This window comes from Streptomyces canus (assembly GCF_030815415.1).
Taxonomy (GTDB): domain Bacteria; phylum Actinomycetota; class Actinomycetes; order Streptomycetales; family Streptomycetaceae; genus Streptomyces; species Streptomyces canus_F.
In genome coordinates this window covers 723449-748889 of sequence record NZ_JAUSWW010000001.1, presented here as the reverse complement: position 1 = coordinate 748889, position 25441 = coordinate 723449, and the positions used below count along the sequence as shown (strand labels likewise).

The following is a 25441-nucleotide window of genomic DNA, read 5'->3' as shown; positions in this document are numbered from 1 at the left end:
TCGGGTGTTCTGCTGCAAAGGCCATGACGGCGGTGGTGACTGCCCACCGTCATCATGCCCCAGGGGGTGAGAGCACTCCCTGCCCGATGGGCGAGCAGGGACAGGGTGTTCCGGGCTGTCATGGCCATCGGACATCCGGAGTATCGCCCTCCACCAGGACGGCGAAGGCATCAGAGGCTGGGGCAGTGCGAGAGGTGGTGACAGCCGCCCTGGGGCGGCGAGCACTGTGGCTTCAGGCGCGAGGATCCGCGTCTCCCCACGGACGCTGGTCTCCCCGTGCGGGATCGTCCTCGCGGCGTAGGGCGAACGGGAGTTCAGGGCCTGGACGGTGTACATGGCGCCGAGAGCTGGGGCGAGGGCGCCGAGCAGGAATCGTAGGGCCTGCCCGGGCAGACGGGGTTGGAGGCGGCCGCCCAAGTGGCCGCCGATCAGTCCGCCGGTGCCGCAGGCGAGTCCGAGCCACCAGTCGGGGGCGACGTCTCCGGAGCTGACGAGGGAGAGCAGCGCGTAGGCAGCGGCGCCGACGAGGGAGGTGGCGAACATGGCGGCGAGTGCGACCCCGACTGCGCAGCCTCCATGGCCCGCGTCGAACACCTCTACGCGATCGCCGTCTGCATGGTGAGTTCGGCGCCCGTGTATCTGCTGTGGAAGTAGATGGTCGCGTTGGAGATGAAGGAGAGGTTGCCGCCCAGCCGACCATGTACACGCGCTAGTGGATGGGTGCCGTGAACCGCTGCCCCGGGGACGGGCAGTCCTCGGCACTTGTCGACAGGCCATGGGCCGGGCGGCGGGCAAATCCGTGCTTGAGGGGTGAGGCAGGCCGTCAGGCCGGACCTGACTTCGTGAGCCGACGCCACGTGGTGGGTGCGGCACTCCTAGGAAGATCCTGACCTTCTTCCGCCCTCGAGAACACGGCAAGTTCGCAGGTGAACGAACCGTCGACGGGGCCTGGGCGCCCTGACTGAACCAGGAGGAAGCCGTGACACGGACAACGTCTCGGACCACAGAGCAGGGCGGCCGCAAAGTTGTACTCGTCACGGGTGCCACGAGCGGCATCGGCGAAGGCATCGTCAGGCGGCTCGCCGCCGAAGGACACCATGTCGTTGCCGGTGGGCGTCGGGAGGATCGGCTGACCGGCCTGGCCAAGAGCATCCGAGCTGACGGCGGCAGCATCGACGTACGCCGTCTAGACGTCACCGACCGGGCCGACGTGGCCAGGTTCGTCGACGAGACGGTTGCCGCTCAGGGGCACATCGACGTGATCGTCAACAACGCCGGTGTGATGCCGCTGTCGCGCCTCGACTCACTGCTGGTGGACGAGTGGGACCGGATGATCGACGTCAACGTCAAGGGCCTGCTGCACGGCATCGCCGCGGCCATGCCGCACTTCCAGCGGCAGAACAGCGGGCACTTCATCACCATCGCGTCGATCGGTGCCTACTCCGTGGTTCCCACGGCCGCGGTGTACTGCGCCACGAAGTACGCGGCCTGGGCGATCACCGAAGGCCTGCGGCAGGAGGCCGAGCCGTGCATCCGAGTCACGACCGTCTCACCCGGCGTCGTCGAGACCGAACTGGCCGACACCATCACCGAACCAGGAGCCGCGGCGGCGATGAAGGCCTACCGCTCGGCTGCGATCCCGCCCGATGCCATTGCCCGTGCGATCTCCTACGCGATCAGCCAGCCCGCCGATGTCGACGTCAATGAGATGGTCATCCGGCCCGCGCGGCAACGGCCGTAGCGGCGCGGCAGTCGGCGGCCCGGCCGCTCTCTGGGTGACCTTGGGGTCGCGCGCGGAGGCCGCGCTTTCGTCGGGCGGGCGGCGGAGTTGCCGGCGGCCGATCTGCGCTGGCGTGACCCGGACGGATTCGCCGCCCTGCGCGGGCGGATGTGCTCGCCAGTGTGTCCTGCATGGTCCGCAGCTTGTCGTGGTTGCGTGCGACCAGGCCTACATCGAAGCCTTCCGCTCCGAATCTGGCGGCAGTGGCCAGACCGAGGTTCGGTCCTGCTCCGATGATCGCCAGGATGGGCATGGGGTGTCCAGGGTGGGGTCGTTCGTGTCAGACGGTGGTGCGCTCGCCGGGGAAGTCGGCGCTGAGGGTGACGTCGCGCCAGGCGGTGAAGTTGGTCTGGAGGGTTTCGAGCCGGGCCAGGGCCACATCGAGGGCGACCTTGCCCAACAGCAGGCGCAGCGGTGGGTTTTCAGACTGCACCGCTTCGATGATGGCTGCGGCGGCGCGGTCCGGGTCGCCGGGCTGGTGCCCGTAGGTGTCCAGGGTGCTCTTGCGGCGGGCGCCGGCGGTGTCCGCGTAGTCGTCGATCCGCGTGGCCGACTGGCGCATGGAGGGGCCGGACCAGTTGGTGCGGAAGGCTCCGGGCTCGACGATCGTCACGTTGATGCCCAGCGGTGACACCTCGGCCGCGAGCGATTCGGAGAGTCCTTCGACGGCGAATTTGGTGGCGTGGTAGTAACCCGTGGCGCCGAAGGCGGCCAGGCCGCCGAGTGAGGAGACGTTGACGATATGGCCGTGGCGGCGGGCGCGCATGCCCGGCAGGACACTGCGCGTGACGTCCACGAGACCGAAGACGTTCGTGTCGAACAGGGCGCGGATCTCGTTGTCCTCGCCCTCCTCGAGAGCGGCGAGGTAGCCGTAGCCCGCGTTGTTGACGAGTACGTCGATATGGCCGAAGGTCTCCTGCGCTGCCGCGACGGCCTGGTCGATCTGTTGGGCGTCGGTGACATCGAGGGCGAGGTCCAGCGCTCGGTCCTCGTGGCGGGCGACGATGTCGGCTATGGAACGCGGGTCGCGGGCGGTGACCACCGCTCGCCAGCCCCGGTCGAGGACCGCGTCGGCCAGGGAGCGGCCGAGTCCGGTCGAGCAGCCGGTGATGAACCAGACGGGCGTAGCATCTGCAGACATGGGGGATACGTTCCGTCGTGACGTGCGTGGTTGAGTGAGGCACCGCGGCGTATGGGCGCGGCGAACTCCCAGGAATGGCGGTCGGGGTGCGGTCGGTCAGTCTGTGGTGACGTCCTGCTGCGCGGAATCCGCAGCCCGCGCCGTCTCCGTCGCCGTGAGACTGCCGAGCAGCGACAGCGCGTGAGCGGAGGGGCCGGCGGGCTCGGCCTGGTAGACGACCAGTTGCTGCCCGGGCGCGCTGTTGATGGTCAACGACTCGTAGGTCAGGGTGAGTTCGCCAACTAGCGGATGCCGGAAGCGTTTCGTCTCGTGCCTCTTCTGGCGGATGTCATGACGCGCCCACAACCTGCGGAACTCGCCGCTCTTGAGCGACAGTTCGCCCACCAGCTCGATCAACTGCGGGTCGTCGTAGTCGGTTCCCGCCGCCTCGCGCAGGCCGCCGACCGTGTTGGCGGCGACCCGGTCCCAGTCCGGGTAGAAGTCCCGGGCGTCGGGGTCGAGGAAGACGAGCCGCATCAGGTCGCCGCTATAGGTGTGGCCCGCGAACAGGGCGCCGCCCAGGGCGTTGTGGGCCAGTACGTCCATACAATGCCCCAGGATCACGGCAGGTGTGTCGGTCCAGCCGTTCATCATCTGCAGCAGAGAGGGACTGACCCGCTGGCGCCGGGTTCTCCTGCGGGAGCGTCCCGGCACGGGCCGGGCCAGCTGATGCAGATGGGCGATCGCTTCGTCGTCCAGCATCAGCGTGCGCGCCAGCGCGTCGACCACCTGCACCGACGGGTTCCTCTCGCGCCCCTGTTCCAGGCGCACGTAGTAGTCGGTGCTCAGCCCGGACAGCATGGCCACTTCCTCCCGGCGCAGGCCCGCCACACGGCGGTGGCCGAAAACGGGCATGCCCTGGTCCTCGGGCCGCACAAGGCCGCGTCGAGCTCGCAGAAACCGCCCCAGAAGGTTGTCGCTGTCCATGCCATCGACGGTAGCCCCGCCGCACGTCCGATGTAGCAGCGCAAGGTGGCCGCGATACTCCTAGGCTGGTCGGACTCAGCCTGCGGACGTCCGAGTTCGTGCGCGCGGGGAATCGTGTCCTGGGTGCCGATGACGGACAGAAGCTGCAGCTGGGCTGCGCCTTCGGTGCGCGGCGGCTCCCACTCTGAGCCGGTTCGCGGGCAGTGGCCCCACCAGGACGCGGCGATTCGCTTCCAGGTCCCGCTCGGCCCGCTCAAGCTGGTCAACGAGACGGTCGTGCGCCGCTGCGAGGAAGGCGTGGCCCTGGAGCTGGAGGCCCACGCCGGACCGCTGGGCACCGCACGCATCGCGATCGAACTGCGGCCGTGGGGCGAGCACTGCCTGGTGATCGTGGACGAGCACCCCCTGCAGGGCGCCGGGCGGCCGGCTGCACAACATCGGCTTCGAAGCGCTGGTCCAGATGCGCCACCGCACCATGCTGGCCCGCCTCGCCCGGCTGTGCGAGAACGAGGTGCGCCAGGCCCGGGAGGCTCCGCGGCAGGCGTCGGTGCAGGGTGTGGCGGGAGCCGGGCATGCCTGACGCCGTGGTGATCGGAGCGGGCCCCAACGGCCTGGTCGCCGCCAACCTGCTCGCGGACGCCGAATGGAGCGTCGAGGTGCTGGAGGAGCAGCCGGAGCCGGGCGGCGCCGTTCGCCACGACCACGGCGTCGATCCCGCCTACGTCAGCGACGTCTTCAGCGCCTTCAACCCGCTCGCAGCCGCCTTTCCGGTCCTGACCGCGCTGCGCCTGGACCGGTACGGGCTGCGCTGGAGCCACGCGCCCAGCGTGCTCGCCCACCCGCTCACCGACGGCAGCTGCGCCCTCCTGGACCGTGACATCGACACCACCGCCGCGTCCCTCGACGCCTTCGCACCGGGCGACGGGGCCGCCTGGCGGCGACTGCACGACTGGGAATCTCTGCGGCCCGACATCCTGGACGCCCTGTTCACGCCCTTCCCGCCCGTGCGCGCGACGGCGCGGCTGGCCCGGCGGCTGCGGGTCGCGGGCGGACTGCGCCTGGCACGCACCCTGGTCCTGCCGGTGCGCCGCATGGGCGAGGAGGAGTTCCGCGGCCAGGGCAGCCGGCTGCTGCTGGCCGGCAACGCCCTGCACGCCGATCTCGCCCCCGAGTCGGCGGGCCGCGGCGGCTTCGGCTGGCTGATGGGCATGCTGGGACAGACGTACGGCTTCCCCGTCCCGGTCGGCGGTTCCGGCGCCCTGACCGAGACCCTGGCGCGGCGCCTGGAGGCTCAGGGCGGGCAGATCCGCTGCGGGCAGCGCGTCGAGCGGATCGTCGTCCGTGGCGGGCGGGCCGTCGGCGTGCGGACGGCGGCCGGTGACGCGGTGGTGGCTCGCCGGGCGGTGCTGGCGGACGTGTCGGTGCCCGCCCTGTACGGCGATCTCCTCGACCCCGAGCACCTGCCCGCGCAGCTTCAGGATGACCTGCGCCGCTTCCAGTGGGACTTCGCCACCTTCAAGGTGGACTGGGCGCTGGACGGCCCGGTGCCCTGGCAGGCCGAGCAGGGCGCCCCGGGCGGGCACCGTACATCTCGCCGACGGCGTGGACGAGCTCACTCGTTTCGCCGCGCAGATCGCCATGCGCGAGATACCGGACCGGCCCTTCCTGCTGTTCGGCCAGATGACCACCGCGGATGCCACCCGCTCCCCGCAGGGCACCGAATCGGCCTGGGCCTACACCCACCTCCCCCACGAGATCGGCGCTGACGCCGGCGACGAGGGCATCACCGGCCGCTGGGACACCAAGGACCAGGAACTCATGGCCGACCGGGTCGAACGCCAGGTGGAACGCTTCGCGCCCGGCTTCCGCTCCCTGATCCGCGCCCGCCGCATCCTGGCGCCCCCCACCCCGGAGTCCCTCGACGCCAATCTGCACGGCGGCGCCATCAACGGAGGCACGGCCGCGCTCCACCAGCAGCTCGTCTTCCGCCCCGCCCCCGGCACCGGGCGCCCCGAGACCGCCGTCCCCGGCCTCTTCCTGGCCTCCTCCGGGGCCCACACGGGCGGCGGCGTCCACGGCGCACCGGGCGCCAACGCCGCCCGGGCCACACTGCGCCGCCACCGGCCACCCGGTCTGGCCCGCGCCCAACGGCTGCTGACCCGCCGCGACCGCGCCGGTGGCCCGCCGCTGACGCCAAGGAGAACCCGTGAACCACGTCCAGGAAACCCCCGACCGCCCCGAAAGCCCGAACGGCCCCGACTGTGACCACCGGCGGCCGCCCGGGGTCGACGACAAGACCGTCGAGGCCCTCGGCGCGCTGTCCAAGGCCCTGGAGACGACCGAGCGGGCCAGAGGCAGTCTGTACGCGTTCCACCAGCTGACCGGCGGCGCCGACCTGGAGCTGGACCGTGCCGTCCGGCTGCTGCGCGAAGCCGGCCACCCCGAATGGGCCGAGAAGATCCGCGCGGAGATCCTGGGACGCAACGTCATCCCCGGGCACTGGACCTTCCAGATCGTCGAGGCCTACAACGCCACCTACTACCGCCCCTTCCAGCAGCTGGAGTCGACCGTGGTGGCGGAGCTCGCACAGGGCCGCGACCACCTGTACGAGGCGCAGATGAAGGAAGAGCGCCGCACCCCCGGCCACCCCCACCACGCCGCGTGCCCACCGAGCCCGGAAACCTGACGCGCATCCGCACACCCCGTCGCCACGGAAGTATCCGACAGGAGGCACAGTCCAACGGAAGGAAGGCCAGCCCGTGCGCAGCAGCCCCCTCGCCGGCCGGACAGTCGCCGTCACCGGAGCAGCCCGCGGTCTGGGCGCGGCCATGGCCCGCGAGATCGCCGGCCCGGCGCCCGGGTCGCGCTGCTCGGCCACGAGAAGGCCGCCCTGGACACCATGGCCGCGTCCCTGCCGGGCCCGGCACTGGCCATCGAGGTCGACGTCACCGGCCCGGCCGCGCTCGACGCGGCGGCCGCCGCCGTGCGAGCCCATCTCGGCCCGCCCTCCGTCGTGGCGAACGCGGGCATCGCGGAAGGGGGCCCGTTCCTCGCCTCGGATCCGGCTGCCTGGAGCCGCGTCATCGACGTCAACCTCACCGGCAGCGCCCACACGGCCCGGGCGTTCCTGCCGGACCTCCTCGACACGGCAGGCTATTTCCTCCAGATCGCCTCGCTGGCATCGCTGGGCGCCGCTCCGCTGATGAGCGCCTACTGCGCATCCAAGGCCGGAGTCGAAGCCTTCGCGCACGCCCTGCGGGCGGAGGTGGCGCACCGGGGCGTCGCCGTGGGCATCGGATACCTCAACTGGACCGACACCGACATGATCCGCGACGCCGACCGGTATGCGGTGCTGCGCGAACTGCGCACCCACATGCCCCCGCCGGCCCGCCGCGTCTACCCGGTGGACACGGTCGCCGCACGCCTGGTGACGGGTCTGGAGCGGCGCCGTACGACCGTGTACGCGCCGCCCTGGCTACGGCTGGCCCAACCGGTGCGCGCGGCCCTGCCACCCCTGGTACTGCGGGTCTGACGCCGCGCGCTGCCCCGTCTGGAGGCCGAGAAGCCCGTCGAATACACCGGCCCCCTCGGCGCAGGCGGCCTCGCCGACCGCGCGGCCCGCGGGCGGCGCAAGAACTGAGCAGGTGAGCCATGCAGACCTTCCTGCCCCACCCCGACTTCCGGGAGACGGCCCTGCTGCTGGACCGGCGCCGGCTGGGCAAACAGCGGGTCGAGGCCCTGCAGGTGCTGCGCGGCCTGACCGTCCCCGGATACGGCTGGCGCAGACACCCGGCCGTACGGATGTGGACCGGGTATGAGGAGGCACTCGTACGGTACGGCCTGGAGATCTGCCGGGTCTGGCGCGCACAGGGACACCAGGACAGCTGTGCCGCCTCGCTCGTCGCCGGCCTGGCCGCGCACCGGCCCGGTGTCGCGGTGCGCGAGCAGTCGCAGCTGGCCGCCGCCGGCGAACTGCCGCCCTGGCTCGGCGACGAGGCCTTCCACGAAAGCCACCGCTCGGCACTGGTCCGTAAGGAACCGGAGGTGTACGCCGCTCTGTTTCCCGACGCACCAGCTGATCTGCCCTATGTGTGGCCGGCATCGAACCGTGAGCCGCAGCAGGCGCCCGCCGGCCGGTAACCCATGCACGGGCACGCGCACACTGGAAAGCAGCAGAAGAGGGGAGGCCGACCATGCTGACGACAGTCCGTGAACAGTTGGGCCAGGCCCTGTTCCGCCGCGTCGCGGGCCCCGACGGACCGGCCAACCGCGCCCGCATCCATGACACCCCGGGCCCGCGCTGGTTCGCCCCCGACCGCCCGATCCGCACCGTCCACGGTGACGCCTCCATGTTCATCGGCGGGCTCAGCGCACTTCTCCTGCAGTCCCTGCACCCCCTCGCCATGGCGGCGGTGGCCGGGCACTCCGGCTACCGCGGCGACCCATGGGGCCGCCTCCAGCGCACCAGCACCTTCCTGGCCGTGACGACCTACGGCACCGCAGAGGACGCCCAGCGGGCCGTCGACCACGTCCGCGGCATCCACGACCGCATCCGCGGGACGACCACCGACGGAATGCCGTACCACGCGGCCGATCCGCACCTGCTCGCCTGGGTTCACGCCGCCGAGACGGACAGCTTCCTGCGCGCCCACGAACGGTACGGAGCCCACCCGCTGGACCCAGCCGGCTACGACGCCTACGTCGCGGACACCGCACGCGTCGCCGAGGCGCTGGGCGTCATCGCGCCACCCCGCGACCGCCGCGAACTGTCGGAGAGCCTGGCCGCCTATCTCCCCGAACTGCACGCCACCCCGCAAGCCCGAGCCGCCGCCCGATTCCTCCTCCTCCGGCCCCCACTGCCCCTCGTGGTGCGCCCGTTCTACGGCGGCCTCGCCGCCAGCGCCGTAGCTCTCCTCCCTTCCTGGGCCCGCGACATGCTGTGGCTGCCGCGCCTGCCCCTGCTGGACGACCTCGCCGTGCGGCCCACCGGCCAGGCCCTGACCCGAACCATCCGCTGGGCCATGACCCCACGAGGGACCCGCGGTTAGGGCTAGAGGGGGTGCTTGCCTGCCGTGGCCGTAACTTGCTCGGCGACTCAGCCGTGATCCACCACACGGGGTTGTACACGGCCGCTCGCCTGCCCAGCGCCCGGCCAGTGTCGACTTCCCGATGCCGCCGACTGCCGGCCATGCAGGGCTGGGCGGTCATCCGGCCAGTCACGCCGATCAGGGTTGGAGGGACGTGACGTAGCCATCACGCAACCGCGGCCAGAGCCAGGCAGCCCGTACGCCGACACCTACCGCCACCACCGCTGGCCGGCCTGGTTCGCCCCCTGCTGGTCTGCCAGGAGAGCCGAGCCCGACCGCCCGGCCGTGAACATCGGCACCCTGAGCGGAGCCTTTCCCCGCGGGCTGCCACTGAGCGGCCTGCGACAAGACCGCATCCTCAACGACGCAGCCGAAAGCGCCGACCCGCTCCGGCTGATGCGGGTGTTCGGCCTCACCGAGCAGACCGCCATGCGCCGTATCCCGCCGCCCAGCTCGAACGACCCGCCAGGCTGCCCGGGGCAGCCGGGCTGGTTCAGCCCTGGAGGGTGGCGAGCCAGTCGGTCAGCAGGTGGTTGACCTCGTCGGGGCGCTCCTGCTGGATCCAGTGGCCGCAGTTGTCCAGGAGGTGGGAGGCCGACAGGCCGGGGAGGGTGGTGGGGTAGGTGTCGATGGCGTCGGCCATCCAGGTGGTGGAGGCGTCCAGGGCGCCGCCGATGAACAGGGACGGCTGCTTGATCGGGGCTCCGCGGTGCGGGGCGAGGTCTTCCCAGTCCCGGTCCATGTTGCGGTAGCGGTTGAGTGCGCCGGTGATCCCTGTGCGTTCGAACTCCCCGGCGTAGACGTCGAGGTCGTCCTCGCTCAGCCAGGCCGGGAGGTCCCCCGTGGGGAAGCGGTCGCGCAGCCGGCCGCCGCCGCGGGTGACGAAGTGCGGGTCAAGCGCGCCCTGGCCGGGCATGGTGTCGGCGGACAGGGCCGCGTAGAAGCCCGCAAGCCAGCCCCGGACATCGGGCTCGATCTCCGCCTCGGCGCGGCCGGGTTCCTGGAAGTAGGAGACGTAGAACTCCTGCTCGGGGCCGCCGATCTGGCCGAAGATGTCGGAGGGGCGGGGGCCGCCGGGCGGCGCGTAGGGAACGCTCAGCAAGCCGACGGCGCTGAAGACCTCGGGGTGCAGAAGGGCACAGGCGGCGGCGATGTTGGCGCCCCAGTCGTGGCCGACGACCACCGCGTTCTCCTCGCCGAGGGCGCGCACGACGGCGATGTTGTCCTCCACCAGGTCGAGCATCCGGTAGGCGTCGGGCGCTTCCGGCTTGGAGGAGCGGCCGTAGCCGCGCACGTCGATCGCCACCGCCCGGTAGCCGGCCGCGGCAAGAGCCGGGAGCTGGCGGCGCCAGGAGTACCAGGACTCGGGGAAGCCGTGCACAAGCAGGACCAGCGGGCCGGTGCCCTGCTCGACCAGGTGCAGGCGCCCGGCCGGGGCTGCGACGGTGCGGTGCCAAAGCTCGGCAATCGGCTCGGGCTGCATGGGCGACTCCTCGATTCGCGGGCGGACGCAGCTACCCATCGATCATGCGGCGCGGCACCCGCCCGACGCGATCAGCCTTGCCAAACTGGCAAACTCGCGCAGAACAGAGCAGGTGAAGCGGCACGGCAAGCACGACGCGAAGGAGCGGAGAAGGTGGCAGTCGACGACGTAGACAGCACGCTGGCCGCGATGGGGCCCCGGTTGCGGGCCGCGCGCGAGCACCACGGCACGACGCTCGCCGGCGCCAGCTGCGCGACCGGCATCTCCACCAGCACGCTGTCCCGGATCGAGACCGGTCGACGCAAGCCCACCCTGGAGATGCTGCTGCGGCTGTCGAAGGAGTACGGCCTCACCCTGGACGAACTGGCCGGCACCGGATCCGCTCCCGCGGCCGAGCCGCGCGCCACGGCACCGCTGAGCTTCGGCGACGACAAGGCGGTGCTGCCGTTGACCCGGTACGTCGGCGGCCTGCACGCCCACAAGCACATCCTGCCCGCGCTCGAGGACCCGCCCGCGCGGCCGCGGCAGGTCTCGCACGAGGGCTATGAGTGGCTGTGCGTGCTGTACGGGCGGCTGTGGCTCGCACTCGGCGACCACGACCTCATCCTGACTGCCGGGGACGCCACCGAGTTCGACACCCACACCCCGCACGGGGTAGCGAACGTCGGCATCGGCGGGCCTGTTGAGTACCTGATCATGTTCGGCCCCCAGGGCGAGCGCCTACGCTTGCGCACCCCTCCGGCCGCCGGCCACCCGAACCGCCGGCCCTGCGCACGGTAGGGGGCCCCGCCGCGACCCGCGCACCCCCGGCAAAGAGCAAGGCCGCGCTCGTCGCCCACCCTTTCGGCATGACCAACTCCGACGTGGTCGCCTTCGCCTGGTCCATGCTGCGCTGCGGGTCGTGGACCGCGCCGACCACAGCGAAGACGGCCACTCCGAACTCACCCACGCCGCCTTCAACACCATCGCGTTGGTCATCTCACCGACGACGACGCCCGCTTCGCCCAGATCGCCGTATCGCTGGCCCCGGGCGATCAGCCGGCTGCCCGCACCCCAGCTCGACGGCACCCTCCTGTAACGGAACAGGGCCGTGTGCGTATCTCCGGATCCGGTGTTCCTGTACGCGAGGTAGTGGTTGGGCCTTGAGTGGAGGGCGGGGGTTTCGCCGCGCTAGACTTGATCACGAGCTGGTGGCCGCAACTCAGGCTGGCTGGTGTTGCGTTGGTGGTCCAAGGAAAGACGTCCCGCTTCCTGCGGGGAGATGCAGGTGCAAGGCCTGCCCGGCGCTCGAGTGTGGGGCCTGTCCGCAAGCGCGGACGGGCCCTGCGGCTTTCTCGGCTCACGGTCCTGGGCCAGGCTCCGGCCCTGTAGGGATGTCGCCGACGCTGTGACGCACTACGTCCCTGGTGCCAGCGAGGCACTGCACGCGCGCTGATTTTTGTTCCCGGGCCCGTACGGCACAGGCTTTGGCCACGCTTGAACAAGATCGGGAGGCAGGCCATCGTCAGTCCGCTGACAGGCTGCTCACACCCGGTGCGGCCCGCTGGCCGCGTCCGGCAGCCGCGCGCAAGGGCGTAGGTCTGCCGGGCGACGTCAGCGCTCAGGACGTGCGATGGGCTGTTACCAGGAGGGTGGCGGCGCAACGAGGCCCGGCGGTCGGCGAGGGCAGTAGGTCAACGTTGATGCCGGTGAATCCGGTCTCGTCCAGGACCTTCACCCACACGTGCTCCTGGAGCACCCAGCGGCGCATCGTGGTCTCCTTGCCCTCGGGTGTTCGCGCCGGGATGTCGGCAGCCACGGCGTCCGGCTGCGCGGGCAGGCCGCTCAGATAGTGCGCCAGGGTGGAGAACACAAAACGGCCACCCGGGCGCAGAGCGGCTGCTGTCGCCGGCAGTAGCGAGCGCGGGTCGGTGAAATCGACGGCGCCGCAGACGCCACAGCACGTCGCAGGTGTCAGGACGCGCTGTCAGATGGCGTACGGCGTCGGCTGAGACGATGCGCAGGCGCGGTGCGAGGTGGCCGAACAGCGTGGCGGCCATGTCGTACTGGGCGGGTGAGCCGTCGACGGCGACGATGCGGGCGGGGGAGTGGTGGACCGCCAGATGGGCGGCGTGGCGGGCAGATCCGGCACCCAGGTCGCCGACGATGCGGCCCGTCAGAATGCCGAGGACCTCCGGGCCGGGACCGCCGTCTTGGCTCCAGACCCAGTGGAAGGTCTGTGGGACGGCGCGGTCGCGTTCGGCGCGGACGCGACCGTAGTGGTGCCAGAGGTCTGCGGTACTCGTCACCGCCTCATCCTGGTGGCGACGGCCGGCCGTGCGGCCGATTCGGGGAATCTCACCCGGACAATGCTTGGGCCCGACCACGGGCCGCAGTCGGCGGCGTCGTGCCAGAGCCCCTTCACCACCGGTCCCGTCGGCATCCGCGGACTCTAAAGTGACGGCCAGTCCGCACGCCTAGGAGGACCCGATGCACCGCCGCACGCTGCTCACCGCCACGGCGACCGCCGGGCCCGTGGTCCTGGTGCTCGGCGTGGACCAGGCGCTAGCCGCCACTCAGCCACCGACCGGCAGGGGTCGCTGGACGCCCGCATGGCCACCGTCCGTGACCTGTACGACCACGGCACGTTGCCACTCTGGAGGAGCTGACGACCTCCCCGCCGCGGAGGAAAGCTGCCCGCGCCATCATGGTGGACGGCGACGATCGCGTCCCTGTCGGCCGACTCGTCTCCGCAGGCACCCCTTGGCCCACACCACCAGGAGAAACCAGTGTCACATCCGCACCTACTCACCCCTGAGGAGAAGCTCACCGAGGCGAAGAAGCTGTTGAGCCTCCCGCGTATCGTCGTGATCTGCGGCTCCACCCGCTTCATGACCGAGATGACCGAGGCCGATCTGCGGGAGACCAAAGCCGGGAAGATTGTCGTCAAGCCGGGCTGTGACATGAAGTCGCCGCACGAACTTGGGTCCGATCCTGTCGAGGCCGAGTCGCTGAAGGTTCGACTCGACCATCTGCACCGGGCGAAGATCCGGCTCGCTGATGAGGTTCTCGTAGTCGGCGACTACATCGGAGACAGCACCCGAGCCGAAATCGCCTACGCCCGGTCGCTAGGCAAGCCCGTGCGGTTCACGCACCCCGAAGTCGATCCTGACGCCTGACCGCCCGCTGCCACCTCGACAGCCAAAGCCAGCAGCTCGCCGCCTGAGAGTCTCGCAGTGGCTTCGGCCGCCGACCACCCTGCAGGCATCCCTTGGAATCGATCATTCAGGGACGCTGCCGCGTGTTGGCTGAGGTGAAGAAGGGGGTGCAACACCCGGAGCTGGTGCGGCCGCGGCGGGCGCCTGGCATGTTGCCGCTCTCGCCGGCCCATGCCGTGCACTTCCGCCGGTCCGTGGCGAGTTCGCCCCACCAGCCGTGCCGACACCTGTGTGCCGCATACCTCCGACGCGGTACCCGGTTCCGCGAGCCAGCGTCTGCTGCGGCCTTCAGCGCAGCTGGGAATGCGCGTCGGGGACGTGGTGTTGGGAGGGGTGTGGGAGTGAAGGTGACTGTGTCCCCGGGCCTCACCTATCGCATGCAGGGACGATCGTTCGGCTGAAGCCTTGCATTGCCTTTCGCCGCGTAGGCGACCGCCCTTCACTCCCACACAGCGCAGACGCGGCCCCGAAGTGACCCCTCCGGGGCCGCGGCGCGTTCCATCGCACTGCGCTTCGGGACGCGCTCTCCAGCTGGCTGAACGCGTTCTTGAGGTCTACGCTGCCGACTTGCTCCCGCCAGGGATTGTCCTGCCCCCGCCGTGGACGACGGGCTGATGCCGAGGCAGGTGGGCTCAGGGCGACAACGGGGGAGGGGCACTGGCCATGAGCAAGCAGCGGGGCCGCAGGCTGTGGGAGCAAAAGCAGCCGCAGCCGGACTGGGAACGCATCGAGGGCGTGAGGGAGGGGCTGCTCCGTGAGTTCGCCGCTGAGGGCGTGATTCTCGTGGAGTTCGTCGTCGCCTTCAGTGAACCCTTCTATTTCGCGGTGTGGCTCGGCGTCCCAACAGACGGGAACGCGATGCCGGCCAGCAGGACGCAACTGTTGACGGCCGAGTGCGCAGAGTTGTCGCTGAGCACGATATGGCTGAGCTCTATCGCGGGTTCACCTGCGAGTCGCAGGAGACCGTTGACCGCGACTACGAGGGAAGTTGGTTCTACCGGAGACGGTGACGACGATCGCCGCCAACGCGCCGCTGAACGCGCTCATACCGGACTGCATGAGAAGCGCCGCTCTCGACGACGTGCCCGGTCGCACAGGAGACGATGAGGAGCCACTCGTCGGCAGGCGGGGAGCGCAGCGCAGAGCGCTCATCCTCGCCGCGCAGTGTGCCGCAGTGTGCCGCAGGGCGTGGTCGGCGCGCGAGGCCTGCGGTCATTCCGCCCAGAAGTCGAAAGAGTGTTCCATTTGTAAGGGGTGGCGGGTTAAGGTCGCGTTCTGCTGATCTTGTATGGAGGTGCCCCGGATGGATGCCACCAGCCACGCTCGTCGAGGCCGCCCTCCGGGCCCGCGGACCGCAGCGGGCGAGTTGACGGAGCGCCAGGCCGCGATCGTCCGCTACATCACGGAGTCTGTCGACCGGCGGGGCTATCCGCCGTCGATGCGGGAAATCGGCGCAGCCGTGGATCTCGCCAGCACCTCCTCGGTCGCCCACCAGCTGATGGCGCTCGAGAGCAAAGGTGTCCTCTACCGCGACCCGCACCGTCCTCGCGCCTACCGGGTCAGGCCCTCGTGGGCACCCGACCTGGGCAACCGCGGTGAGGCGCCCGTCGACGTACCACTCGTCGGCCGGATCGCCGCCGGCGCCCCGCTGCTCGCCGAGGAGATGATCGAGGACGTTTACTCCCTGCCCCGCCAAGTCGTGGGCGACGGCGACCTGTTCGCCCTGACGGTGTCCGGGGACTCCATGGTCGACGCGGCGATCTGCGACGGCGACATCGTGACCGTCAGGCGTCAGGACAGCGCCGACCACGGCGACATCGTCGCCGCGCTGCTGGACGACGAGGCCACCGTCAAGGTGCTGCGTCGGCGAGAAGAGGACGGGCGGGTGTGGCTCATGCCCCGCAATCCCGCCTATGCGCCGATCCCGGGCGACCAGGCGCAGATCCTCGGCAAGGTCGTCGGCGTCCTGCGCCTGCTCTGATCGCACCGGTCCGTCGCCTGCTTTGGCCCGGGCGCGGGTTCGCCTGCCCCATACAGCTCGCGCCGCGTTCTGGGTCGCTCCTCATGGAGTCCCTGGTGCGGTTCGTCGGCTCTACGCTGAGATGTTCGTGGCCGGGGACGGGGGCGGAAGACGGCGCAAGTCTTTCGGGTCAGGGCGCGACGGGTGGCTGCTCCGGTCGTGGCACTGGGAGCGGTTGCTGCGGTGGTGGCGTTGCTCGAGTCGGAGGAGATGCCCTCATGGCTCGCCTGGTGCTTTTCCTGGCTGGCCGTGGTGGTCGGTGCGGCGGCCCCGTGATTGATCCGCTGTCCCGTCGGCTCGAGCGGCCCTGGGAAACTGCGGAGTTGCTGTTCGTGGGCCTCGCGCAGCTGGCGGGCGTGTTCGCCTTGGGTGTGGTTGACCTGGTGGCGGGCCGTGGTGTCGTTACCCGGACGGCGAGTTCTGCTTGGCCGGGCTCAGTGTGTAGTCAGCGAATCGGGTCACTACGATTCTGATCATGTGGAGACAGACGGCCCTGCAGATCTTTCCTGGTGTCGGCTTCCGGGAGCCAGTTCATGACGCCCAACTCGCCGAGGCCGAGCGGCGGTTGGGCCGTGACCTTCCTGCAGAGCTGCAGCACATGCTCCTGGAGAGCAACGGGGTGATCGGACCAACCGCGGTCGATACCGTCTGGGCACTCGACCAGATCGTCGAGCGGAACCGTCTCTTCTGGTCCGACCCGTCCTTTGCCCAGTTGTATATGTCGTTTGATGCCCTGTTGTTCTTCGGAGACAACGGGGGTGGTGATCATTTCGCTTTCGTGCAGAGACCGCAGCGTCCCGACATCTTCGTGTGGGAGCACGAGAGCGACAGCAGGCGGTGGGTGGCCGGCGACCTGCGGGACTACCTCATGCGCTCGCTTCGCGAAGGTGGCGACGACTGGTATCAGTTGTAGTCGCCTGGATCAACTCGTGCTCTTCGCGGTGTCGCGCAGGTGCTGTATCTGGTCCAGTGTGAGGCGGCGGACGTCCCAGATGAGGCCGGTTACGTCGACGGCGACCTCCGAGGGGGGCGCCGTGCGGTCTTGCAGCTTGACGCCGGTCAGTGCGGCTAGGTCGTCGGCACGGATGCCGAGCACGATGGCGTAGTCGGCCAGGAGATCGGGTGTCAGCTCTATGCAGCCGTGGCCGACCTGCCCGTACGTTGCCGCAGACCAGTACCGGCCGGTCAAGGTCAGGAATGTCTGTGCTCCCGCCAACCATCCCAGGTTCCGGTTGGCGAGCAGGCGCATGAGGAGTCCGCCAGGACCCGGCGGGTACTGCAGATGCGCGCGCGGTTCCGGGTCCGGCTGGGTGCGGCGCTCCTGCGGGAGCGACTGCGCGAGCCGACGCAATTGGTACCGTTGATCCCTCGGCAACCGAGCTGCGTGCCAAGCGAGGCGAGCCACAGTCGTTCCGGCCCGCGGGTCCAGGGGCGTCATCTCCAACGGCAAAGCCGCTGCGGCAATGACGTACAGGTCCTCGGCCTCCAGCTGGAAAACAGGGGCGAGTCGTCGCAGCAACGACGCGCCGGGCGGTGCGCCGTCCAACACCGCCCGCACCTCAGCCGCCGGGACAGAGGACAAGCGGGACAGGTCATCAGCGCACAGCCCGTGGTGCTTTGCCAGCCGGTTCAGCAGCACATCGAACCCTGGGGACCCTGTCACCTGGGTCAGCCTAGGCCCGAGTGAGGCAGCGCGACCGATCTCCGCCGTGGTCTAGCCGGTGCGGCTCGGTCGGCGGGGTGTCGTCACCGTCCTTGCCCCGGGAGGCGGCGCTGGCCTGGTCCTCGACCTCGGAGGGCTGGCCGGAGCCGTGGTCGTCGTGGGCGAGTTTCTCCAGGAGCAGCAGGTAGGCCGCCCGGTGCGGGGCGGTGTCCTCTCACAGGAAGCGGACGGCGGTGCGGTCGTCGTTCCAGCCCTTCGGCTCGGGCATGTCGTGGTCGGCTGCGGCTGATGGCGCTCTGTGAAATCTGGCTTTGGCCGCAGTTCCGTGGTCGACCAGCTGATGAGTTTTGGTCAGTCGAATGCCACGACGAGTCGGACAGCGTCCTCACCGAAACGATCCGCCAGAGCCTTCATGGCGGCAAATACGTGTGGACAGTGAGACCTGGGGCCCAGGATGGATCCAGCCGTCAAGGACTCGTACTGGTAATGCAGGTCTCCGGTCTTCCACTGGACAACGTGGTCGCTTGCTTCCAGTTCGTGCGGGGGTGGACCTACCGCTGCGACAAGCTCCGGGGCCATTCGGCGGGCACGAGTTGCTGATGCAGAAGTGCCGGCTGCGCCAGGGACGACCATGTGAGCCGGCCAATGTACTGCTCCGGAGCAGTTGCTGGGTCCAGTCCCGCGATCTCAGCCCAGCTGCCCCAAGTGGCCCCTGCCTGGTGGCCGTCTGCCACCCAAGGCTGCAGCCCCTCGAGTAGGGCGCTCGACAAGTCCCGGGCAAGCCGCGTTCCACGGCCACGGGTCCGTACTCACGGCGTCTGACTGTAAAACTGCTCGGGGCCGCGGGCTTCGGCATTTTGAGATCACGCTTGCTGGCCAATCAGGATGCGGGTTCGGAGAAGGTCGAAGGATGTCTGGCCCGTTCATGGCTTTCGTGTGTTGAGCGGAAGTGGCTTCGTTTTTCGCAGCCCGCCGACCTCTATCCACTCGTCACGCACGAGCACAACCACTGGCCACAAGTCTCTCGGCACCGCCTGCGGGGACGTCGCAGGTCCCTGTCTGGCTCATGCGCCTCGCGTGCCACGGCGGTCGCGTCGCTACCCGAACCGATATGGATAAAACGTGCATGAAATGATCGTTTTGCTCGACTTCATCTGGGAGAGTCGCTGCGTGTTCCGGGGCGCATGAAGTGAGGCGCTCCAAGCGCCCAGTGACCGGGGGGATGCCATGAGCGACGCAGGAGGCTTCTCCGGCCGATGCACAGACCGGAGTACGGACCCCAATGGGCCTGAGCGGCTCGGTCGGCATCCTGCTCACAGTCGTCATCGTCGTCTTCTTCGACCACCCCTCCGCCGCAGGAGTCAACGCAGCCGCCTGCCTGCCGGCCCCGTGGCAGTACCTCGGCCCTGTCCTGCCCTCGTGGAACGGGTCAACCCTGGTCCGCAACACGTGGCGCGGCACCACACGACGCCCGCCCATCAGCCCCGGGGAAGAGGGCGATATCGCCGCCATCCCGCCCGCATGAACCGACCACGCTCCGCAACCCGCCGCCGAGACCGGACTGGCGAGGCGCCATGCCACACCCCCGCAGGCCGCGGCGACGGCTGGCCAGGAAGGCGTTTTTTCGCCTCTCCTCCGGTCGCGCCTGACGTTCTCGGCTGGACCTGTGGCACAGCCTGAGCAGCGCGCCGATGGCGCGGGACCGTTCACCACCCGGCTCACCTGGCGCCCTCCCGGCGGCGGCACCGCCGTGTGGGAGTCACGGCTGGCTCGCCGACGCGGCGTACTCGCCCTGCGTTCCCACGGTGCCGCGGCCGCTCGGCCCATCCGCGCGGACGCCGTTGCGATCGCCCGCCTGAACCGACTCAACGTCATCGCGGCGATCGCTTTCGTCATCGGCGGGGCGCTCTTCGCCGCCGGTGCGGCCGTCGCTCAGTTCGGCTCCGGCGCCGCCACCGAGTGCGCCTCGATCTACTTCGCGGGCGGCCTGTTCTTCAGCACCGGCGGGTACGTGTCACTGCTCCAGGTGATCAACGCGCCCCGCCACGAAGGCGGCGGCGAAGGCCGACTGGTCACCGGCGGCTGGCGGTGGTGGAGTTACGAGCCGATGCGGGTGGACTGGCTGAGCACGTTCGTCCTTTTCGCGGGCACACTTGTCTTCGCCGTCAACTTGCTGGATTCCTTCCTGCAGGGTCTGAACGTCCAGCAGGTCAACCGGCTGATCTGGGTGCCCGATGTGATCGGCTGCGCCCTGTTCCTGGTCTCCGGCCACTTGGGCTTCGTCGAGATCTGCCACGGTCGGCCCTGTCTCCGCCCGCGCAGCCTCGGCTGGCGGATCGTCGCCGTGAACCAGTTCGGCTCCGCCCTCTTCATGATTTCCGCGCTCGCTGCCTACACTCGCCCCGCCACCGACAGCCTGGTCAACGCCGACATCGCCAACTGGGGAACCCTCACCGGCGCCCTGTGTTTCTCCCTCGCCGGGCTTCTCCAATTCGGCGAACACCCATAGGGCAGAGAAGTGACCAGGCCGAGGGAGATGGCGTCGCTCCAGATGGTTCGGGGCGTGGGGGATCTCCGCGACAGCCCCGAGTGGCACCTGGCTATGGGCAGGAGGGCGTTGTGCAGATGTGCCGGTGCTGTAGTGCGCCGGCCAGACGCCGGTGCGAGCAGTCCGTACGCCGACAGCGGTGCCGGTTGCTGTGGCGACATGACGAGGCCGCCCGCCGGTTTCCCCCGTGGCGGGCGGCTCGAGGCCTTGAGTGTCCAGAGATCGAAGTCGGCGGCGGTACGGATTCTTTGGAAGAGAAGTAGCCGCAGCCTGCGCACCTGAACAGGGCCCACTGTAGCGGGGCGGCTCCCGGTCGAGCATCTGAATTACAGCGGAGTGTGACGCGGGCATGCCCCTGCGCGTGAGACGGCGGCAGCGATCATCGCCCAAGGGCAGCGACAGGGGGTCTTCCACACCAGCGTTCCGTCCGGTCCTCTGAGCCGAGCGCTGAAGGGGCACCTGCTGGGGCTCCTGGAGTGCGTGAACGCCGGGACCTGGGTCGATGACGGCACGCGCACCGCGAGCGCCGCTCTGATCGCGATGGGCGTGGACAGCGACCGCGCCGCCGACCGCGTTCGAGAGCTCCGCGGGAGGCGAGCGCGCCGGCGCGCAGGGCCCGGACGCGCCCTTCTTGAACTTCTCGACAACCCTCCAGAGAGGCCTCCCATGGTCCGGCCCCGCCCCGTGCGAGGCGCTGCTTGAGCCTGGACAGTCCTCGTTTCTTCCCCGGGGACCTGCTGGGCAGGTGCTGGCGCTGGCGTGACACCAGAAGCGTGGAGGTCGGTGAAGGCGTAGGGGGCGCTGCGGCCCTCCGAACCCGCGTGGGGCTCCGGTGGCGACGCCGGCGAGTACGGGCTCGGGCGCGGAGTCCGTCGGCTCGGCTTGGAGCCGCTGCGAGTGCTGTGGCACGCAGCACGAAGTCCTTCGCGCGGGCGCGTTCCCGCTTCGTCGCACCCCAGTCGAACTCCGCCAGGTCGAACCCGACGGCACCGCGCCCTATGACGTTGCGGTCCTGCAGGGTCGGCAGGGCCGCGAAGCGGAAGTCCCAGTCCTCGGAGGCGAGATCGGACACGGCCGGCATCAGCACGTCGATGAACACCGTGGTGGCGCCATTGGACGGGTCCAGCTCGTGGCTACCGCCGAAGAAGATGTTGCTCACCGACCTATGATGCGATCCCGCCCCTCCATCGCTGGGAGAAGACGCATGACGGATGCGAGCACCGGCAAGGTCGTCGTGAACAGGGTGATGTCTCTCGATGGGTTCATCGCCGGTCCCGGCCACGCGATGGACTGGATCTTCGAGCACATGACGTCGGCGACGTTCCCGGAGGTCATGGCGGCCACGGGCGCCATGCTCATCGGCCGGGGTACGTACGAGGTCGGCAAGCGCATGGCCGACGAGAACACCGGCTACGACGGCGGAGCGCAGTTCGTCCTCACCCACCGCCCGCCCGACGAGCCGGACCCCAACGTCACCTTCCTCACCTGCGACATCGAGGAAGCCGTGGCCACGGCGCGCCGCGCCGCCGACGACAAGAACCTGGAGATCCTCGGCGCCGACGTGGCCGCCCAGTGCCTGCAGCGCGGCCTCGTCGACGAGATCCTGGTGTACGTGCTGCCGGTGCTGCTGGGCGATGGCGTCCGCTTCGCGCCGCCGGGCCTCGACCGGATCGACCTGGAACCGTTCAGCAACGTCCAGTCGGGCGGGGTCACCATGCTGCGCTTCCGCGTGCGCAAGTAGGCACGGTCGCAACTACGAGCCTGCGGTCATGGTCCCCATCCCGTCGGGCAAGTTCCACTCTCTCTGAACATCAACACATCAACTGGCCCGACGGTGGCTGCAGTATCTGGAGCGGCACGTGGCTTGCCGCAGTGAACTGGGCGCGCTTGCCGAGGAGTTGGCTGGACATCCCGGCGATCTACACCGGTCTGCCGCCCGCTTTGGCCCGGACGCGGGTCTCGGTTGATGTCCAGCCTGCCGCGAGAGCGTCCCGGACGGTTGGATTGGACCAGGTGAAGGGGGTGGGATCGATGGACAAGGATGGTGTGTTGTCTGACTGCAGGTTGATCTCGCCCCAGTCGCCCAGCAGCTGATAGTTGGTGTCGTCTCTGGTCAGCGAGTCGACGGATCCGAAGTCGACGGTGCCGCTAGCGTCCACGGCAGGCTTGATGACGCCCTGGCCCGTCCGGTGCAGGTCACGCACGGATGAGAAAGTGATCGTGGCTTGCCGGAAGCAGGCACGCTCTCCCGGCAGGGAGCCCGGTATTGCGGGTGACCGGGCAGCAGGAGCAGATCGAGCCTGAGGAGCAGAACAGCCGGCTGGACCGTGATGTCCAGTACGTAGCTGTGCTCCAGGCAGACGTTCTCGACCCCGGGGAAGCTCGGATAGTTGTCGTACAGGGCCTACCCCTCGGTCTGGCTGCAGGAATTGTGCCCGACGAGACTGCTTAGCGGGCTTCCTCAGGGGCCAGGCAGATCCCGAAGCAGGCGGCCCGCTCCCCGAGCGCGGTGTACGCGATCGCGGCCGGCGAGGCACCCCACACGGCGAAGACAGCTGGGCGATCGCCATCGAGCAGTTGGGCGGTGGGGTTCGTGTCGATGGTCATCTCCTTGTCTTCACTGTAGAGGGGGCGTCGGGCCGGCGAGGCAGGCCTCCGGCCCGGTCTGCGGCCGACCAGACGCATCGGTCAACCTTTCGTAGGAGGTGCTCAGGCGATGACGAAGCTGGGGTGCAACAGTCCGGCGGGGTCGTACTTACGGGCCAGCTGCAGCAATCGGTCACGACGCTCGGCGTCGAACAGTTCTGCCGCGGCGCGTTGGTCGGGTCGTCCGAAAGTGAAGTTCGGCGAGCTGTCTATGGCGGTCCCGGACCAGCCGGCCAACAGTTCATCGTGCAGCGCCCGCGCACTTGTGCGTTCGACTTGGTTGTCGGGGCTACCACACCTACAACACACAGCAGGTACATCGCCTCGCGGTGGCTGACTGCGTTCGGCACCCTCGGCGGAGTGGACAGCGCCCCACCGAGATGACGAACCGAAATGATGGAGCGAACCGACCCGCCTCGCCCTGGCGCCGACGCGGCGATGGCGTTCACCGGGGTCGACATCGACACTGTCCATCCTTCGCGTCGACACCAATACACCTTCACCGGCGAGCGGGTTGGCGAGGCCATGTCCCGTGGCCTGGACCGCGATCGGCATAGATGACTCCGCGGCGTGCCGACGGCCGCCACGACGTCGCCGGCGGCCCGTGCCGCCACCACGTGGGCCGGCTGATGTCGCTCCCGCAACTGGAAGCCGGCACGGTGCGCGTCGTACTCGGCAGACCCTGGGGGTACGCCACCGGTGATTCGGCGTCGGTCGTGTGGGCACTCATCGCGAGCACCTTTCCGGATCGGGGGGTGCGTGCATCCACGGCGAACAGGCAGCTTGTAGGTACGCATCCGCCAGCCTGACCGGGATATGCGCCGCATCCTGTCGCAATTCTTGAAAAGATCGGTGGGTGACCCCAGATCGCTTCTTCAGCCTGATGCTGCTCCTCGAATCGAGGGATGCCGTGACTACACAGGAACTTGCCTCAGCGCTCGGGGTGTCCCTTCGAACCATCACCCGGGACCTGAACTGGCTGCGCGACGCCGGTCTGCCGGTGACCGCGCAGCGGGGCCGCCTCGGAGGAGTGACCATGCTGCCCGGGTCCGGGCTCGACCTCACGCGACTCACACCGGACGAGCGTGATCATCTGTCGCTCACCGGGCTGGATGAGAAGCAACGTGCGGAGCTCGATGCATCGGTCGAAAGCCGGCGCGCGCTCTCCAAGATCGCCGCTGTACAGCCACGCCGAGTTGATGAGCTCCTGCCGCTCACCGACGTCGTGCACGTGGACAGCCGTCCTGGCGTCAGGCACGAGCTTTCGGCACGACTCCGGCTTCGCTGATCGGCGCAGTGCGGCGAGGTCGCCGGCTACGGGTCGCGTACGACAGCGCACGCGAGTCGTGCCCACGCGACCTGGTCGTGGATCCCTACGGGCTGTTGGCCAAGGCCGGCATCTGGTATCTCGTCGCCGACTGTGCCCGAGTGCCACGGATGTATCGACTCGAACGGATCACGACGTGGAAAGAAGTCGACCGGCCACGACGGATCCGCGAGAACCAAACCCTGGCCACCGTCGCTGCGGCGCTCACTGCTCAGTGGGAACACAACCACGCGATAGAGGTCAGCGCCACCATCGACCAGACCCAGATCGAGCGAGTGCAACGGATCTTTGGCCAACGACTCGTCCAGGACGACCATGAAGAATCCGCCACCGGCCGCAAGGTGACGATCCGCTTCCTGCATCTCGAGGACGTGCGAGCACTACTGCCGTTCGGGAGCGCCATCACTGTGCACGGCCCCACCGAAGCCCGGGCTCACCTTCGTGACCTTGCCGCCGATCTTGCCCACCACTATGCGCTGTCATCAACGTCCTGACCCGCAACAATAGGGCTTCCCTCATGGATCACGTCGGCAAGCCATGGACCTAGCATCGAGGTCCGTTGCTGCGCGAGGAGGGGCCTGCATGATGGAGACTTCCTCGGCTCCAGGCGATGTGCCGGAGCCGATAAGGCAGCACCTGCGAAACCCTTCCTATGGCGTCGACGTGGGTCCTGGCTGGCGGCAGTTGGTGCTTGAGTGCCATCACGCGGTGGTCGCGGAGTTCTCGGAGTACGAGCTCCTGGCCGTGAAGCAGAAAATGGGGGCTCTGGCGTTCCAGGCGTTCCCGCGGCCGTGGAAGCCTGGCGGAATCTGGACAGATGCGGAGCACTCGCGCCTCCATGCTGTCACTGATGCGTTCGCTGACCGCAGCGAGGGCATCTGTGAGCGCTGTGGTGCCGATGGCTCACTGCGTGAGAGTCGGCGGGTTCACCTTGTGCTGTGTGACCGGTGCGAGACGCTCGTTCCGGAGCATGGTCGTCTCTGACCGGTGCTGGTGACTTGTCATCGCGCAGACCAATTGGTGCATCTGCCTGGGCAAGCAAGGAGGCCGCCTTACGGCGCGGGCCTGTGCGGCATGCGGATCTGCAACGGGCCGCGCCGGCGCTTTGCCTGACGGTCGCACAGGGATCGGAGGGGTCACGGACACGTCTGACGCCTCGACCATGGCCGCGTCCGGGGTGTTCTGTGGCGTCTCTTCGGCAACGTCAGTGGCGTCCTCGGTGCGCAGCTTCGCCTTGCGGTCGTCGAACCGGCTCTTGACCTTCATGGCGGCGACGGTGGCCGCGACCGACGTCGCCGCCGTGGCGCCGACGATCCCCGCGACAACGAGTCCCGCGGGGAACAGGTCGGCGTGCCCGACGAGATTGTTGCCGCTGCCGCGCAGGAGACTGCTGGATGCGCCGGCCGCGCTCGAGTTAGACAGGGACGTCTAGTCCGGCCGCTTCACCAGCTTCAAGGACCAGATCTCGCTCTTCCGGCGCATGTTCATGGCGCCACTGCAGGGGCGCTTCGCCACGCTGGGGGGGCGGAGCGTGATGTTCCCGGGTACGGGTCACACGACGTCCCAGCGGGAGTTTGTGCACG

At 69.3% G+C, this 25441-nt stretch carries 20 protein-coding genes and 6 pseudogenes; 17 read left to right on the top strand and 9 right to left on the bottom strand.

What is annotated here, in order from left to right; translation table 11 throughout:
* Positions 1 to 315: 315 nt before the first annotated feature.
* Positions 316 to 555, bottom strand: a pseudogene (locus QF037_RS03505) (sulfite exporter TauE/SafE family protein); the annotation flags it as partial.
* Positions 556 to 979: 424 nt separating this feature from the next.
* Here QF037_RS03505 and QF037_RS03500 point away from each other — a divergent pair.
* Positions 980 to 1741, top strand: coding sequence for an SDR family oxidoreductase (locus QF037_RS03500; protein ID WP_307021668.1), 762 nt, complete (start codon positions 980 to 982; stop codon positions 1739 to 1741).
* Positions 1742 to 2060: 319 nt separating this feature from the next.
* On the opposite strand, the gene QF037_RS03495 is transcribed toward QF037_RS03500, so the two are convergent.
* Together QF037_RS03495 and QF037_RS03490 are read right to left on the bottom strand one after the other, a co-directional pair.
* Positions 2061 to 2921 (bottom strand): oxidoreductase, encoded by an 861-nt coding sequence (locus QF037_RS03495; RefSeq protein ID WP_307021666.1) that lies wholly within the window; start codon positions 2919 to 2921, stop codon positions 2061 to 2063.
* A 96-nt stretch (positions 2922 to 3017) separates the two neighbouring features.
* A complete protein-coding gene (locus tag QF037_RS03490; RefSeq protein ID WP_307021664.1) occupies positions 3018 to 3887 on the bottom strand; it encodes a helix-turn-helix transcriptional regulator in 870 nt (289 codons plus the stop codon).
* A gap of 129 nt (positions 3888 to 4016) precedes the next feature.
* Between QF037_RS03490 and QF037_RS03485 the strand changes: the two are divergent.
* From QF037_RS03485 to QF037_RS03460, 6 genes and pseudogenes are all read left to right on the top strand, one after another.
* Positions 4017 to 4467 (top strand): annotated as a pseudogene (locus tag QF037_RS03485) (SRPBCC family protein).
* Positions 4460 to 6152, top strand: a pseudogene (locus QF037_RS03480) (phytoene desaturase family protein). Before QF037_RS03485 ends, QF037_RS03480 begins: the two co-directional pseudogenes overlap by 8 nt.
* Positions 6094 to 6573, top strand: a complete 480-nt coding sequence (locus QF037_RS03475) for a hypothetical protein (RefSeq protein WP_307021662.1) — start codon at positions 6094 to 6096, stop codon at positions 6571 to 6573. The pseudogene QF037_RS03480 and the gene QF037_RS03475 overlap by 59 nt, the downstream one beginning before the upstream one ends.
* 73 nt (positions 6574 to 6646) lie before the next feature.
* Positions 6647 to 7527: pseudogene (locus QF037_RS03470) on the top strand (SDR family oxidoreductase).
* An 11-nt stretch (positions 7528 to 7538) separates the two neighbouring features.
* Positions 7539 to 8027 carry an MSMEG_6728 family protein gene (locus tag QF037_RS03465; RefSeq protein WP_307021660.1) on the top strand — a complete coding sequence of 163 codons (489 nt, stop codon included), beginning with the start codon at positions 7539 to 7541 and terminating at the stop codon, positions 8025 to 8027.
* Positions 8028 to 8080: 53 nt separating this feature from the next.
* Complete coding sequence (locus QF037_RS03460) at positions 8081 to 8935, top strand: oxygenase MpaB family protein (protein WP_307021658.1); 855 nt, start codon at positions 8081 to 8083, stop codon at positions 8933 to 8935.
* Positions 8936 to 9467: 532 nt separating this feature from the next.
* Here QF037_RS03460 and QF037_RS03455 read toward each other — a convergent pair.
* A complete protein-coding gene (locus QF037_RS03455) occupies positions 9468 to 10457 on the bottom strand; it encodes an alpha/beta fold hydrolase (protein WP_307021657.1) in 990 nt (329 codons plus the stop codon).
* A gap of 153 nt (positions 10458 to 10610) precedes the next feature.
* Between QF037_RS03455 and QF037_RS03450 the strand changes: the two genes are divergently transcribed.
* The gene (locus QF037_RS03450; RefSeq protein WP_307021655.1) at positions 10611 to 11237 is read left to right on the top strand and encodes a helix-turn-helix domain-containing protein; all 627 of its coding nucleotides are present in this window, start codon (positions 10611 to 10613) and stop codon (positions 11235 to 11237) included.
* Between the two features lie 121 nt (positions 11238 to 11358).
* Positions 11359 to 11535, top strand: coding sequence for a hypothetical protein (locus tag QF037_RS03445; RefSeq protein WP_307021653.1), 177 nt, complete (start codon positions 11359 to 11361; stop codon positions 11533 to 11535).
* Between the two features lie 522 nt (positions 11536 to 12057).
* On the opposite strand, the pseudogene QF037_RS03440 reads toward QF037_RS03445, so the two are convergent.
* A pseudogene (locus QF037_RS03440) lies at positions 12058 to 12745 on the bottom strand (class I SAM-dependent methyltransferase).
* A gap of 480 nt (positions 12746 to 13225) precedes the next feature.
* On the opposite strand from QF037_RS03440, the gene QF037_RS03435 reads away from it, so the two are divergent.
* The 3 genes from QF037_RS03435 (at position 13226) to QF037_RS03425 (ending at position 16587) form a co-directional block, all read left to right on the top strand.
* Positions 13226 to 13615, top strand: a complete 390-nt coding sequence (locus tag QF037_RS03435) for a hypothetical protein (protein WP_307021651.1) — start codon at positions 13226 to 13228, stop codon at positions 13613 to 13615.
* Positions 13616 to 14957: 1342 nt separating this feature from the next.
* Positions 14958 to 15635: a transcriptional repressor LexA gene (gene lexA / locus QF037_RS03430; RefSeq protein ID WP_307021650.1), complete on the top strand. Its 678-nt coding sequence runs from the start codon at positions 14958 to 14960 to the stop codon at positions 15633 to 15635.
* Positions 15636 to 16149: 514 nt separating this feature from the next.
* The gene (locus QF037_RS03425) at positions 16150 to 16587 is read left to right on the top strand and encodes an SMI1/KNR4 family protein (protein WP_307021648.1); all 438 of its coding nucleotides are present in this window, start codon (positions 16150 to 16152) and stop codon (positions 16585 to 16587) included.
* A gap of 9 nt (positions 16588 to 16596) precedes the next feature.
* Here QF037_RS03425 and QF037_RS03420 read toward each other — a convergent pair whose 3' ends face one another.
* Positions 16597 to 17313 carry a hypothetical protein gene (locus QF037_RS03420; RefSeq protein ID WP_307021646.1) on the bottom strand — a complete coding sequence of 239 codons (717 nt, stop codon included), beginning with the start codon at positions 17311 to 17313 and terminating at the stop codon, positions 16597 to 16599.
* An 82-nt stretch (positions 17314 to 17395) separates the two neighbouring features.
* On the opposite strand from QF037_RS03420, the gene QF037_RS03415 reads away from it, so the two are divergent.
* The 4 genes from QF037_RS03415 (at position 17396) to QF037_RS03400 (ending at position 21626) form a co-directional block, all read left to right on the top strand.
* Entirely contained in the window at positions 17396 to 17626 is a 231-nt protein-coding gene (locus QF037_RS03415) for a hypothetical protein (protein WP_307021644.1), read from the top strand.
* A 993-nt stretch (positions 17627 to 18619) separates the two neighbouring features.
* Positions 18620 to 18862, top strand: coding sequence for a hypothetical protein (locus QF037_RS03410; protein WP_307021642.1), 243 nt, complete (start codon positions 18620 to 18622; stop codon positions 18860 to 18862).
* A gap of 141 nt (positions 18863 to 19003) precedes the next feature.
* Positions 19004 to 19846, top strand: a complete 843-nt coding sequence (locus QF037_RS03405) for a hypothetical protein (RefSeq protein ID WP_307021640.1) — start codon at positions 19004 to 19006, stop codon at positions 19844 to 19846.
* A 1243-nt stretch (positions 19847 to 21089) separates the two neighbouring features.
* A complete protein-coding gene (locus QF037_RS03400; protein WP_307021638.1) occupies positions 21090 to 21626 on the top strand; it encodes a dihydrofolate reductase family protein in 537 nt (178 codons plus the stop codon).
* Between the two features lie 178 nt (positions 21627 to 21804).
* Here QF037_RS03400 and QF037_RS03395 read toward each other — a convergent pair whose 3' ends face one another.
* The 3 genes from QF037_RS03395 to QF037_RS03385 all read right to left on the bottom strand — a co-directional run bounded on the left by QF037_RS03395 (position 21805) and on the right by QF037_RS03385 (position 23086).
* Positions 21805 to 22089, bottom strand: coding sequence for a hypothetical protein (locus tag QF037_RS03395; protein ID WP_307021636.1), 285 nt, complete (start codon positions 22087 to 22089; stop codon positions 21805 to 21807).
* Positions 22090 to 22333: 244 nt separating this feature from the next.
* Entirely contained in the window at positions 22334 to 22492 is a 159-nt protein-coding gene (locus QF037_RS03390) for a hypothetical protein (RefSeq protein WP_307021634.1), read from the bottom strand.
* 102 nt (positions 22493 to 22594) lie between these two features.
* Positions 22595 to 23086: a hypothetical protein gene (locus QF037_RS03385; protein WP_307021633.1), complete on the bottom strand. Its 492-nt coding sequence runs from the start codon at positions 23084 to 23086 to the stop codon at positions 22595 to 22597.
* 301 nt (positions 23087 to 23387) lie between these two features.
* Here QF037_RS03385 and QF037_RS03380 point away from each other — a divergent pair.
* Positions 23388 to 24352, top strand: a pseudogene (locus QF037_RS03380) (helix-turn-helix transcriptional regulator).
* Positions 24353 to 25441 lie beyond the last annotated feature (1089 nt).

Bases quoted from the DNA above. Each gene is read 5' to 3' on its own strand.
- QF037_RS03495 (WP_307021666.1), bottom strand. From the start codon at position 2,921: ATGTCTGCAGATGCTACGCCCGTCTGGTTCATCACCGGCTGCTCGACC.
- QF037_RS03490 (WP_307021664.1), bottom strand. From the start codon at position 3,887: ATGGACAGCGACAACCTTCTGGGGCGGTTTCTGCGAGCTCGACGCGGC.
- QF037_RS03400 (WP_307021638.1), top strand. From the start codon at position 21,090: ATGACGGATGCGAGCACCGGCAAGGTCGTCGTGAACAGGGTGATGTCT.
- QF037_RS03455 (WP_307021657.1), bottom strand. From the start codon at position 10,457: ATGCAGCCCGAGCCGATTGCCGAGCTTTGGCACCGCACCGTCGCAGCC.
- QF037_RS03460 (WP_307021658.1), top strand. From the start codon at position 8,081: ATGCTGACGACAGTCCGTGAACAGTTGGGCCAGGCCCTGTTCCGCCGC.
- QF037_RS03425 (WP_307021648.1), top strand. From the start codon at position 16,150: ATGTGGAGACAGACGGCCCTGCAGATCTTTCCTGGTGTCGGCTTCCGG.
- QF037_RS03410 (WP_307021642.1), top strand. From the start codon at position 18,620: ATGGGCCTGAGCGGCTCGGTCGGCATCCTGCTCACAGTCGTCATCGTC.
- QF037_RS03390 (WP_307021634.1), bottom strand. From the start codon at position 22,492: ATGACCATCGACACGAACCCCACCGCCCAACTGCTCGATGGCGATCGC.
- lexA (WP_307021650.1), top strand. From the start codon at position 14,958: ATGGATGCCACCAGCCACGCTCGTCGAGGCCGCCCTCCGGGCCCGCGG.
- QF037_RS03465 (WP_307021660.1), top strand. From the start codon at position 7,539: ATGCAGACCTTCCTGCCCCACCCCGACTTCCGGGAGACGGCCCTGCTG.
- QF037_RS03385 (WP_307021633.1), bottom strand. From the start codon at position 23,086: ATGCCGATCGCGGTCCAGGCCACGGGACATGGCCTCGCCAACCCGCTC.